Raw genomic sequence first — 11,951 nt, forward strand, 5'->3', positions numbered from 1 at the left:
GGTCCTGAGCGGGGGCCGACCGGCCCCATCGCGGGGAGAGTGCTGCGGCGGTGCGTGCGGCCGTTGGATCCTGGGGCCGGACGGCGAAGGGCGGGCCATGGTGCGAAGATCCGCAGGGCGGTTGCTGCCGGGGCTCGCCATGCTGCTCGGCTACCGGCGGGCGTGGCTGCGCGGCGACCTGCTGGCCGGGGTGACGGTGGCCGCCTATCTCGTGCCGCAGGTGATGGCGTACGCAAGCGTGGCCGGACTGCCACCGGTCACGGGGCTGTGGGCGATCCTGCCCTCGTTCGCGTTGTACGCCCTGCTGGGCACGTCACGGCTGCTGTCGGTGGGTCCCGAGACGACGGCGGCGCTGATGACGGCCACCGTGGTGGCTCCCCTGGCCGGTGCCGACCCGGGCCGCTACGCCACGCTGGCCACCGCGCTGGCGGCCACGGTCGGCCTGCTCTGCCTGGCCGCGAGGGTGCTGCGCCTGGGCTTCGTCGCCGACCTGCTCTCCCGCCCGGTCCTGATCGGCTATCTGGCGGGCGTCGCCCTGATCATGGTCGTGGACCAGCTGACCAAGCTGACCCGGGTGCCGACGACAGGCTCGACGTTCTTCCCGCAGCTGTGGTCCTTCATCCGCCACCTCGGCCGAGCCCAACCCGCCACGGTGTTGTTCTCCGCCGTCACGATCGTGCTCCTGTTCGCGGTCCGGCGATGGCTCCCCCTGGCACCCGGACCGCTACTGGTCCTGGCGCTGGGCACCGCGTCCGTGGCCGTCTTCGACCTGGACGGCCGGCACGGCATCAAGGTGATCGGCGCGGTCCCGGCGGGCCTGCCCGACTTCGCCCTTCCGGACCTGACGCAAGTGCCGCACCTGGTGCTGCCGGCCCTCGGTGTCCTCCTGGTCGCCTACACGGACTTCGTCCTCACCGCCCGCGGCTTCACCGGTCCTGACGACGACGGCTCGGAGCTGGATGCCAACCAGGAGTTCCTGGCCCTCGGCGCGGCCAACCTCGGTGCCGCCTGTCTGCACGGCTTTCCGGTGAGCAGCAGCGCCAGCCGCACCGCGCTCGCCTCCTCGACCGGGGCGCGGAGCCAGGCGTACTCACTGGTGGCTGGTCTGGTGGTGGTCGCCGTACTGCTGTTCCTCAGCCCGCTGCTGACCCACACGCCGTCGGCCGTGCTGGGCGCGATCGTGGTGTACGCCGCCGTCCGCATGATCGACGTGGCGGGCTTTCGCCGGCTGGCGTCCTTCCGGCGGCGTGAACTGCTGCTGGCCCTCGGCTGCCTGGCCGGGGTGCTGACCCTGGACATCCTCTACGGCGTGATCGTCGCCGTCGGGCTGTCCGTGGCGGAGCTGCTGAGCCGCGTGGCGCGCCCGCACGACGCCGTCGAGGGGCTGGTGCCGGGCGTGGCCGGCATGCACGACGTGGACGACTACCCGCAGGCCCGGACCGTCCCGGGCCTGCTCGTCTACCGCTACGACTCACCGCTCTTCTTCGCCAACGCGCAGGACTTCCACCGCCGGGCGCTGGCCGCGGTGGACGAACAGACCACCCCGGTCCGCTGGTTCGTCCTCAACACCGAGGCGAACGTGGAGGTGGACATCACCGCCCTGGACGCGGTCGACGAGGTGCGCCGCGAACTCACCCGCCGTGGCATCGTGTTCGCCCTCGCCCGGGTCAAGCAGGACCTGCTGGACGACCTGGAGGCGTACGGGCTGGCCGAAGCAGTGGGCAGGGACCTGATCTTTCCCACCCTGCCGACCGCCGTGGCGGCGTATCGGACGTGGTGCCGCGAGGGGTAGGCCGGTCAGTTCTTCACGGGTGTGCGCACGACGGGGCGGCGCGTCGTCGTCCCGGTCGTCCCGGTCGGTGCGGACGTCCCTGTGTCCGACGGCCCCCGTGCGGCACGGCGCTGTTGCGCCCGCAGGACCAGCGCATCGAGTGCCGCGCTGAGCACGAAGGTGACGGCCATGGCGATCACCAGGAGAACGGCGGACTGCCGCCAGAACTCCGGAGTCAGGCTCGTACCCATGGTGTTCCCCCTTTCCGCTCTGTCGTTCTGCACTGTGGGGTGGCTCTCTCACCACCATCGAACCGCGGGCGGGCGGATGGCACAGGGTGCCACTGGGGTGGGGCGCACCGCCGGTCGGCCCGATCGTGGGGCCGGGTGGCCCCTGGCCCGTGCCGAACCGGGCGCACACGCTGGGAGTGGTAGTCCGTACGCCTGAGTGGAGGCACGCCATGAACGCTCCCGTCACCACGAGCATGCCGCGGGCGCTGCCTGCCGAGCACCGGCAACGGCTGATGCGGATCGCCCGGGAGGTGTCGTTCCCCGAGGGCACCCGCCTCTTCGAGGAGGGCGGTCACGCCGACCGGTTCTGGATCATCCGCACCGGCACGGTCGATCTCGACATGCGCGTGCCCGGCCGCCGGGCCGCCGTCATCGAGTCCCTCGGGCACAACGAACTGGTCGGCTGGTCCTGGCTGTTCGCCCCGTACATCTGGCACCTCGGCGCCGAGGCGTCTTCGCCGCTGCGGGCCTACGAGTTCGACGCCACGACCGTGCGGACGATCTGCCAGGAGGATCCCGCGTTCGGACGGACCGTCGCCCGCTGGGTGGGCGAGGTCGTGGCCCACCGGCTGCAGGCGGCCCGGGTACGGCTGCTGGACCTCTATGCCCCGTACGGCAGCGGGACGCTCCGCTGAACCCGAGCGATCAAGGAGGCGTCGTGTACGCATCCCCGCACATCGTGAGTGACGTGATGACCCGCAACGTCGCTGCAGTCGGCCGCGAGGCCGCCTTCAAGGACATCGTGCGGACCATGCAGGACCGGAAGGTCAGTGCGGTGCCCGTGGTGGACGGCGGGGGCCGGGTCGTGGGGGTCGTGTCCGAGGCCGATCTGCTGCCCAAGGAGGAGTTCCGCGACAGCGATCCCGACCGCTACACGCAGTTGCGGCGGCTGTCCGATCTCGCGAAGGCCGGCTCGGTCACCGCCGGCGAGCTGATGACCTCACCGGCCCTCACCGTCCGGGCGGGCACCACGCTCGCGCAGGCCGCGCGGGAGATGGCCCGCGCCCGGGTCAAGCGTCTGCCGGTGGTCGACGACGGCGGGAGGCTGGAGGGCATCGTCAGCCGGGCGGACCTGCTCAAGGTGTTCCTGCGGGACGACGAGGACATCGCCGAGGAGGTACGGCGGGAAATCGTCTCGTACCTGCTCCCGGCACCGGCCTCGGCGGTACGCGTCGAGGTCCGCGACGGCGTCGTGACGCTCGGCGGCCGGGTCCGCGACACGTCCCTCGTGCCGGTGGCCGCTCGCCTGGTCCGGGCGGTCGAGGGCGTCGTGGACGTGGAGTTCGCACTCGACGGACACGACGGACACAACGACCACGACGCACAGGATCGGTCTGCGATCTGACCGGCGTCGTCATCGCGGTTGCCGGCCAGTCGTCTCAGCCTGTCGTGTGCCCCCATTCCCGTCCGACCCGCTCCCATTCGGCTCCCCACCGCTCGGTGGCCCGCCGCTGGACGCGCAGCCGCACCAGCTGCCCGCCGCCGAGCACGGTCAGCCCCGTCGCCAGCCCGACTCCGGTGCCGGCCAGTACGACACGTGTCGCCGCCTCGCCGGCGTTCACGGGTGCCGACACCAGGCGGCCGTGTGCGTCCGTCCAGGCCCGGACTTCGCCGCCCGGCTTCGCCGGGGGCTTCACGTCCACCGTGCCCGTGTGGGCCGTTCCCTTCCCGTCGCTCCAGCGCACCGTCGCCAGCACCCGGTCGTACCGCACACCGGTGACGACGTCCCGCCCGCTTCCGGCCACGGTCTTCACGACCACCGCCGACACGGGGCGACGGCCCGCCCGGTCCTCGTTCACCACGCGCTGCGCGGCCTGCGCCCCGACCATCCCGGCGGCAACCGCTCCGGCCGTCGCGGCCGCCCAGGCGGCCAGCACGATCCACGCCTCCAGCACATCGCTGCGCCGCCGCAACGGGTTGCTCCGCCAGCGCCACCCCAGGACCTTCGCGCGTCTGACCTTTCGCATCGGTCACACCCCCTTACGGGTGCAATGAGGACGCACACACCTAAAAGGTCTCACCAGATCGCCGTCGGCGGGAGGGGCAGCAGGCCTTTCGCACGGTGCAGCGGACCGGGTGGTGCGGCGACGAGTGGGGCCGGTCGGCCCTAGTGCGTCCGGTCCCCACGGGTGATGATCGTCGTGACGTGCGGTCCGCCGCCGGTACGTCATACATCCGGGGAACGAGGGGTCGACATGACCGAGGCACGTACCTTCACGGCGCAGGACCCGATCCGCGTCTTCCTGCTCGACGACCACGAGGTCGTCCGACGCGGGCTGGCCGACCTGCTGGACGCCGAACCCGACATCAGCGTCGTCGGAGATGCCGAGAACGTCGAGCACGCCCTCGTCCGCGCACCCGCCGTGCGCCCCCATGTCGCCGTCCTGGACGTCCGACTGCCCGACGGCGACGGCATCTCCGTCTGCCGGGACCTGCGCAGCCGTATGCCCGAGCTCGCCGTGCTGATGCTCACCTCGTTCGACGACGAGGACGCGCTCCTCGACGCCATCATGGCCGGCGCCTCCGGCTATGTCCTCAAGCAGATCAAGGGCTCCGACCTGATCTCGGCGGTCCGTACCGTCGCCTCCGGCCAGTCCATGCTGGACCCGGCAACCACCGCCCGGCTGATGCGCTCCCTGCGCACCGAACCCGCCGAAACACCCTCGGTGGCACCCGAGTTGGCGGGTCTGTCGCCGCGCGAGCGGGAGATCCTGGCGCTGATCGGGGACGGACTCACCAACCGTGAGATCGGCAAGCAGCTCTATCTGTCGGAGAAGACCGTCAAGAACCACATCTCCCGGCTGCTGGCCAAGCTCGGTGTGCAACGCCGCGTGCAGGCCGCGGTCCTGGCCACGCACCTGGACCAGCAGCAGGAGATGGGCGACCGCCCCCCGCACTGATCACACCTTCCCGGACGGGACCAGAGCGACGGGGCAGTGTGCGTGGCGCAGGATCGCCCGGCCGCCGGGGCCGGACAGCGCGGTCGCACTGCCGTTGCGCCGTCGTACGCCGACCACGACGAGCTGCGCGCCGACGCTCGCCTCGACCAGGGAGCGGTGCCGGCTGCTCCGGACCGGGCGTGTGCGCACGGCGACGTCCGGATACCGCTCGCGCAGCCCGGACAGGGCGCGGACGGCCGCCGTCCTGTGCAGGACCACCAGGTCCGCACCGCGCTCCGATGCCTCCGCGAAGGCGAACTCGGCGGCTTCGTGGGCCCCCGGTGACTCGTCCTGCGCCAGGACGACGGGACCGCTCCGGCTCTGCCTGCCGCACACCACCAGCACCGGGCAGCCCGCACGGGCCGGCAGACGACCGGCGACCGAGCCGTGCAGGCGGCCGCGCATGCCGTGCGCGGGGCGGCTCCCCACCACGGTGAGCGATGCGGCGCGCGACGCGGACCCGAGCACCGTGACCGGCTCGCCGACGAGGACTTCACGCGTGATCGCCAGGTCGGGCGCCACACGCCGGGCCCGCCACTCGGCATCGGCCAGTGCCTCGTTCACCCGGTCCCGCAGCCCGCCGCCGTCCGGATCCCAGGGCGCCACACCGGCCGGCACCAGCTCCTTTGACCAGGTCAGGGCGTGTGCCAGCTCAAGGCCCACTCCGCGCCGGTCGGCCTCCCACGCCGCGGCTTCCACGGCCGCCAGACCCGACGGCGAACCGTCCACTCCCACCACGACCGGACCGTTCATGGTGCCCCTCCCTCGTCTGCGGTTTTCACGGTTCTCAGGCTTCGCCTGCCAGGCCTTGGCCGCACTGGGCCGACGGGCCCAGGGGCACGCGCCGACCGGCCCTCTCACGGGCCGGCCGTACGCTCAGCCGATCTCCAGCACCTCGTCCACGGGGCGGCGGGGCGCCCCCGTCCCCGCGGGCCCGTAGCCGAGGCGCAGCACCATGTGCACGAAGCCCATGGCCGAGCGTGGATCGCGGGCCAGCTCCCGCAGGTCCGCCTGCTCCAGTGCGTGGGAGGTGAGGGAGGTGGCCAGGCCGTCGAGCGTGGCCAGCAGGAGGACTCGTTCGAGCGCCTGTCCCGCGCGCAGCCAGTCGTCGGGGTGGTCGTTGCGGGTGCCCAGCAGGGCGAGGTGCGGCGCGGTCTCGAAGACGGCCGCCGGGCGGCCGGGCACGGCGCTACGGCCGGCGAAGTCACGGACCGGAGCGCGGCCGCCCTGCTTGCGCGGCCCGAAGGCCCCCTCGGGAATGCCGTCCACAGCCGGGCCGGCGCTCTCCGCCCCGATGCGGGTCCACCTCTGTATGTCCTCGAGGCGCTCGGGGTGCAGGCTGTCTCGTCCCTCGACGTCGCGGACGTGCTCCAGCAGTGACTCCACGTGCCAGGCGTCGGGGAAGGCCAGCTGGGCGCCCTCCCTGAAGGCGGCGTCGCGCAGGGCGTCCCGGACTGCGGCCGGGATCGGCCTGTCCTGGAAGGGATGGCGGCTGGTGTGCCGGCGGGCGATCGCCGGGAACAGTGTCGCCAGGTCACGGTCGGGCCGGTCGCTGTCGTTGAGATGCACGACGGCGAGCAGCTCCCGGTCGGCGGGATCGGGCAGCAGATGCACATCGACGTGCAGGCCGCTGTCGGCGGCGGCGACACGGAGGTTGAACAGGGCCGCTCCGCAGCCGATATGCAGGCCGCGGTTGTTCGGGTCGGTGTGCGGCATGGCGCGCTCGAAGTCGGCACGCAGTTCGACCGTGCCGACCCTGGTGTGATGGCGGAATCGCCACGGCTGCGCGTTGTGCAGGGAGGGCGCGGCCGTGGCGGCGGCCACCAGGCTCGTGATGTTCCTCGTGTCGAGTGGTCGCGCCGACATGGGGCGCACCTCCCCTCGGACGGGCGGGGCGGTTCGGTCAGTGTTTGGCGAGGGTGGGGCCGTCCCCGCGCAGCACGGCCAGGCTTCGGCGGTACTGCTCCTCGTCGATCTCACCCCGGGCGAATCGCTCGGCGAGCAATTGCTCGGCCGAGGCGGCGGGAGGGGTGCGCGGGGGCTCCGGGGCCCGGTTCAGGGTGCGGTAGAGCAGTACGGCCACGGTGATGAGCAGGGCCCACAGCAGGACCGTGCCGATCGACATCGTGAACCAGCCCCATCCGTTCATGTCGTGACCGTTCCAGTACATCGCGGACCGCTTCCTCTGTCTCGGACTCCTTCTCACGACCACCCTCACACCCCGCACGACCAGCGGGTATGGGCCGCCCGGTGTCGATACGGGACCATCCGGCCCAAGCCCGGACCCGTTCGCCCTCAGTCCCCGAGCAGCAGTCGGCCGGTCTCCCCCGGCTGCAGGCAGACCGCCCGGTCCGGCAGCCGTATGTCGATGGGCGTACCGTCGGACGACGGCACCGCGATCTCCAGCAGACCGCGCTCCAGCCTCAGCCGTACCCCCCAGTGCTCGTGGTAGCGCAGCGCGAACCCGTACGAGGACAGCTCGGGCAGCGGCACCGGGTCGAGCCACAGCGCGCCGCCCCTGGTCTCCAGGCCGGTCAGTCCGCGCTGGACGAGGTCGAGGGTGCCGGCCATGGCGCCCAGGTGGATCCCCTCACCGGTGGTGCCGCCCTGGACGTCGGCGACATCGCCCCGGAGGGCTTCCTGGCAGAACTTCCACGCCTCCGCCCGCCGGGCCCGGGCCAGGACCCAGCCGTGGACCAGCCCGCTGAGCGTGGAGCCGTGGCTGGTGCGCTGCAGGTAGTGGTCGACGGTGCGCCGCCACAGGTCCTCGTCGAGGCGCAGCCCCAGCCGGCGGAACAGGCCCTGCAGTTCGGCCGGTGCGAAGAGATAGCCGAGCATCAGGACGTCCGCCTGCTTGGAGGCCCGGTAGCGGTTGACGGTGTCGCCCTCCGCCTCCAGGATCCGGTCCAGTCGCCGGATGTCGCCGTAGCGCTCGCGGTAGCCGTCCCAGTCGAGTTCGGCGAGGTCGCCGTAGCCTTCGAACTGGCTGATGACGCCGTCGTGGAAGGGCACGTGAAGGGTGCGGGAGACGTCCTGCCACTGTTCGAGTTCGCCGCCGTCGAGCCCGGTGCGTTCGACGAGTTCGCGCCGCCGTGGCTCGGGCAGCGACTGCATCAGTTCGAGCGTGCGCGTGAGCACCCAGGCGGCGGTGACGTTCGTGTAGGCGTTGTCGTGGAGGCCGGGCTCCGAGGCGCCGGGGTAGGCGTCGTGATACTCGTCGGGGCCGACCACGCCCTTGATGCGATGGCGTCCGAGCCTTTCGTCATAGACGGCCGAGTCGGCCCAGAATCGGGCGATCTGCAGCAGCATCTCGGCGCCTTTGGTGTTGCGGAACTCGGCGTCCCCGCTGGCCTCGCAGTACTGCCATACGTTGTATGCGATGGCCGAGCCGACGTGGTGCTGGAGCCGGGAGTGGTCGGGCAGCCAGCGTCCCGAACGGGGGTTGAGATGCAGCTGCTGGGTCTCCTCGCGCCCGTCGCTCCCGCTCTGCCAGGGATACAGCGCACCCCTGCGGCCCGCCGATCGGGCAGCGGTGCAGGCCTGTCCGAGGCGGCGGTGGCGGTAGCGGAGCAGGGCGCGGGAGACCTCGGGGAAGTGCAGGTTGAGGTAGGGCAGGACGAACAGTTCGTCCCAGAAGACATGTCCGCGGTAGGCCTCGCCGTGCAGTCCGCGGGCGGGTACGCCGACGTCGAGGTCGGCGGTGTGCGGGGAGAGCGTCTGCAGGACGTGGAAGAGGTGCAGCCGCAGGATGCGGCCCGCCTCCCCGTCGACGTCGAGGTCCGCGCGGCGCCAGAGCTGGTCCCAGGCCGTCAGATGGGATTCGAGGAGCTCGTCGAAGCCGGGCGCCCGGTTCACCCGGTCGACGGCGGCGAAGAGCGGGTCGCTGATCGCCGGGTCGCGTGACGTGTGCAGGGCGACCGTCTTGTCGACGACGGCGGTGTGCCCGGTGGCCAGGTCCAGGCCCAACCGCTGGACGGCGCGCGGACCTCGGTGGCTGATCGTGGCGGGTGTGTCGGCGGTCAGGCGGGCCGCCATGCCGACACGGATGTCCGACGTGCGGGTGCGGCAGCGCAGCCACACGGTGTCCGGGGCCGCGGTTCCGGTGTGCACATGGGTGAGGTGGCGGCCGTCGAGGTCCCGGTAGCGGGGCACACCGCTGTTGGTGACGCCGCCGTCGAGGGCGGCCTCGACATCGAGCCGACCGGCCCAACCTTCCGCCCTGAACTCCGTGTGCAATGCGGCCAGATGGGGGTCGCCCATGTGCACCAACCGTTGCTGACGCACCGTCAACGCCCGCTCCTCGCCGAGGTGGTACGTCGTCCGACGCTCCAGCAGCCCCGAGGACAGATGCAGGGTCTCGTGGTGTTCGAGGACGGTCGCGGTGTCGGGCGTGAGCCACCGTCCGCCGGGGAGGCGGAAGCGCAACGGCAGCCAGTTCGGCAGGTTGACCATGTCCTCGTTCTCGACCCGGCGGCCCGCCACCTCGGAGGTGAGCCGGTTGTAGCAGCCCGCCACATACGTGCCTGGATAGTGCACCTCGTCGGCGGCGCACTCGGGCAGCGCTCCCCGGGTGGCGAAGTAGCCGTTGCCCAGGGTGCACAGCGCCTCCCTCAGGCGCTCGTCGGCGGGCTCGTAGCCCTCGTACTCCCAGGTCCGGCCCGTCACTTCGGCTCTCCTTGTACGACCAGTTCGGCGAGGTCGGACACGACGATGTCGGCGCCGTGCCGCAGCAGCCGCTGCCCGGTGTCCGGGCCGTCCGTGCGGTCCACGCCGATCACCAGGGCGAATGCGCCCCGGCGGCCCGCCTCGACGCCCGCCAGGGCGTCCTCCACGACGGCGGTGCGTGCTGCGGGGACGCCGAGGCGGCGGGCCGCTTCGAGGAAGAGTTCCGGCCGTGGTTTGCCGGGCAGCCCCAGTCGGGCCGCCTCGCCGCCGTCCACGAGCACGTCGAAGAGGTCGAGTACCCCGGCCCGGTCGAGCAGCTCACCGGCGTGGCGGGACGCGGAGGCCGCGGCCCGGGGTATCCCGGCCCGGCGGAGGGCCTGCACCAGCCGTACCGTTCCGGGGTACGCGTCGACGCCGTGCGCGCGCAGCCGCTCGGTGAACAGGCGCTCCTTGTCCGCGGCGACGGCTCGCACGGTCTCCTGCGACGGGTCGAGGCCGCGTGAACGGAGGAAGGCCGCGGCGCCGTCGAGTCGGGACTTGCCGTCCACATGGCGCAGGTAGTCGTCGCGTACGTCGAAGGGGTGGCGCAGCCCCGGATCCCGGGGCGGGTGGGCGCGCAGGAAGGCGTCGAAGGCCGTCTTCCAGGCGGCGGCGTGCACCCGGGCAGAGTCGGTGATGACGCCGTCGGTGTCGAAGACGACGGCCCGTACGTCCCGCAGCACCGGTGCGGGGCGCTCCGTTGCAAGGGCGTTCAGGCCGTATCGATGTGCGGCTCCGCCGCGGGCGCGGGCCGGTGGGGGTTGGTCGCGCAGTTCCCCGCGCCCCTTAAGGGGCGCGGTGTCGCCCGGGGCCTCACCAAGGGGGCGGCGCACGTCACACCTGCTGGGGCACGACCGCGACCGGGCAGTCGGCGTGGTGCAGCAAGGTGTGGGCCACCCGGCCGAGTTGGAGGCCGCTGTGGCCGGTGCGGCGCTGCGCTCCGACGATCACGAGGTCGGCGGCGGCCGAGCGGTGCAGCAGCACCTTGCGGGCCGGTCCCTCGACGGTGACGCGGTGCACCAGGACGCTCGGGTGGTCGGCGATCGCGTCTGCCAGCAGGGCGTCGAGCAGCGCGGACGCCTGCTCCTCGTGGCGGTGCGCGGGGTCCTGCGCCAGCCGGGGGTGGTCGGCACTCTCACGGGCGGGGCAGCGCCAGGTGCGCACGACGTCGAGGGGGCATCCGCGTGCCTCGGCCTCGCGGAAGGCGAACCGCACGGCCTCGCCGCCGGTCGCGGGCTCCCCCGCGCCGAGCAGGATCCGCTCGTGGGTGCCCGCGAGGCCGGCTTTGTCGCCGCGGACGACGATCACCGGACCGTGGGCGCGGGCGGCCACGGCCAGTCCGACCGAGCCGAGCAGCAGGCCCGCCAGCTCGCCGCGCCCGCGCGAGCCGGTCACCAGTACGGAGGCGTTGTTGCCCTCACGCAGGAGCGCGGCGGCCGCTTCTTCGGGGAGCACCTCGGTGGTGACCTTCACGTCGGGGTTGCGCCGCCCGGCGCGCTCCGCCGCGGAGGCGACGACGTGCTCCGCCATCACCTGCTCGGACGGACGTTCAAGACTGTTGGACGGCACGGTGCCTTCGTAGCGTTCCCACAGCGAGGCGTACACCAGGCGCAACGGCAGGCCGTGCCGGGCCGCTTCGTCCACGGCCCAGTCGACCGCGGCGAGGCTGCCGTCGGATCCGTCGACGCCCACGACCAGGGGCAGCTCCATCGTCCCCACCGCCTTTCGTCGGTCTGTGCGGCAGCTCAGGGCAGAGCTCCACTTCCACCGTGACACCGGCAGCCCGGCCTCAGCAGGGGTGGTTCGGCCCCCGTGCGGGGCCGCTCGGCCCAGGTCCGTGCCCGCACAGCCTCTGGGGCGGGCCCCGCTGCACAAGGACACTGAGAGTGACCGGACCGTTCCTCCGGGTCCGGGCCGCAGTGCACCGCCGACCGAAGGAAGGCAGTCATGGTCCCTCTCATCCTGATCGGTGCGGCCGTACTGGGCGCGTGCCTGATCTTCGGGTACAGCTCGTTCGTCGTCGGCTTCGTCCTGCTGGCGGCCGGCATCCTGGGCCTGATCGTCTTCATGAACACGCCGGGGGCGGTCGGTCGGCCCGGTGAAGGCGAGACGATCATCGAAAAGCACTTCATGGGCAATGCCGATCACCACCGGCACTACCGCACATGAGCCATGAACGGCCCCGCCCCGGCCGGGCGGCTGCTCCGGCCGGGGCTTGCGTCATGCCATCGACAAGGAACTCGCAGC

The 11,951-nt window shown here is 72.4% G+C and carries 13 protein-coding genes; 5 read left to right on the top strand and 8 right to left on the bottom strand.

The features are described from left to right. The first annotated feature begins 97 nt into the window (after positions 1-97). On the top strand, positions 98-1,792 hold the full coding sequence (locus ABD355_RS02745) for a SulP family inorganic anion transporter (RefSeq protein ID WP_344398391.1): 1,695 nt from the start codon (positions 98-100) through the stop codon (positions 1,790-1,792). 5 nt (positions 1,793-1,797) lie between these two features. Here the strand turns inward: ABD355_RS02745 and ABD355_RS02750 are convergent, their stop codons facing one another. After that, positions 1,798-2,022 carry a hypothetical protein gene (locus ABD355_RS02750; protein WP_344398392.1) on the bottom strand — a complete coding sequence of 75 codons (225 nt, stop codon included), beginning with the start codon at positions 2,020-2,022 and terminating at the stop codon, positions 1,798-1,800. A gap of 209 nt (positions 2,023-2,231) precedes the next feature. Here ABD355_RS02750 and ABD355_RS02755 point away from each other — a divergent pair, with 209 nt between their 5' ends. Next, the gene (locus ABD355_RS02755) at positions 2,232-2,696 is read left to right on the top strand and encodes a cyclic nucleotide-binding domain-containing protein (protein WP_344398393.1); all 465 of its coding nucleotides are present in this window, start codon (positions 2,232-2,234) and stop codon (positions 2,694-2,696) included. 23 nt (positions 2,697-2,719) lie between these two features. Then, on the top strand, positions 2,720-3,406 hold the full coding sequence (locus tag ABD355_RS02760) for a CBS domain-containing protein (protein WP_344398394.1): 687 nt from the start codon (positions 2,720-2,722) through the stop codon (positions 3,404-3,406). A gap of 34 nt (positions 3,407-3,440) precedes the next feature. Here ABD355_RS02760 and ABD355_RS02765 read toward each other — a convergent pair whose 3' ends face one another. Further along, positions 3,441-4,028, bottom strand: coding sequence for an Rv1733c family protein (locus tag ABD355_RS02765; RefSeq protein ID WP_344398395.1), 588 nt, complete (start codon positions 4,026-4,028; stop codon positions 3,441-3,443). Between the two features lie 228 nt (positions 4,029-4,256). Between ABD355_RS02765 and ABD355_RS02770 the strand changes: the two genes are divergently transcribed. After that, positions 4,257-4,961, top strand: a complete 705-nt coding sequence (locus ABD355_RS02770) for a response regulator (protein WP_344398396.1) — start codon at positions 4,257-4,259, stop codon at positions 4,959-4,961. On the opposite strand, the gene ABD355_RS02775 is transcribed toward ABD355_RS02770, so the two are convergent. The 6 genes from ABD355_RS02775 to ABD355_RS02800 all read right to left on the bottom strand — a co-directional run bounded on the left by ABD355_RS02775 (position 4,962) and on the right by ABD355_RS02800 (position 11,414). Continuing rightward, complete coding sequence (locus ABD355_RS02775) at positions 4,962-5,753, bottom strand: universal stress protein (protein ID WP_344398397.1); 792 nt, start codon at positions 5,751-5,753, stop codon at positions 4,962-4,964. A 123-nt stretch (positions 5,754-5,876) separates the two neighbouring features. Further along, positions 5,877-6,866, bottom strand: a complete 990-nt coding sequence (locus tag ABD355_RS02780) for an Acg family FMN-binding oxidoreductase (RefSeq protein WP_344398398.1) — start codon at positions 6,864-6,866, stop codon at positions 5,877-5,879. 37 nt (positions 6,867-6,903) lie between these two features. Continuing rightward, positions 6,904-7,170, bottom strand: coding sequence for an SHOCT domain-containing protein (locus ABD355_RS02785; protein ID WP_344398399.1), 267 nt, complete (start codon positions 7,168-7,170; stop codon positions 6,904-6,906). Positions 7,171-7,295: 125 nt separating this feature from the next. Next, positions 7,296-9,665, bottom strand: a complete 2,370-nt coding sequence (locus ABD355_RS02790) for a glycoside hydrolase family 65 protein (RefSeq protein ID WP_344398400.1) — start codon at positions 9,663-9,665, stop codon at positions 7,296-7,298. Then, positions 9,662-10,420: an HAD family hydrolase gene (locus tag ABD355_RS02795; protein WP_344399028.1), complete on the bottom strand. Its 759-nt coding sequence runs from the start codon at positions 10,418-10,420 to the stop codon at positions 9,662-9,664. The genes ABD355_RS02790 and ABD355_RS02795 overlap by 4 nt, the downstream gene beginning before the upstream one ends. A 118-nt stretch (positions 10,421-10,538) precedes the next feature. Next, positions 10,539-11,414: a universal stress protein gene (locus ABD355_RS02800; protein ID WP_344398401.1), complete on the bottom strand. Its 876-nt coding sequence runs from the start codon at positions 11,412-11,414 to the stop codon at positions 10,539-10,541. Between the two features lie 237 nt (positions 11,415-11,651). Between ABD355_RS02800 and ABD355_RS02805 the strand changes: the two genes are divergently transcribed. Further along, entirely contained in the window at positions 11,652-11,873 is a 222-nt protein-coding gene (locus ABD355_RS02805) for a hypothetical protein (protein WP_344398402.1), read from the top strand. Positions 11,874-11,951: the final 78 nt, after the last annotated feature.

It is taken from the genome of Streptomyces longisporus, assembly GCF_039532765.1.
Classification (GTDB): domain Bacteria; phylum Actinomycetota; class Actinomycetes; order Streptomycetales; family Streptomycetaceae; genus Streptomyces; species Streptomyces longisporus.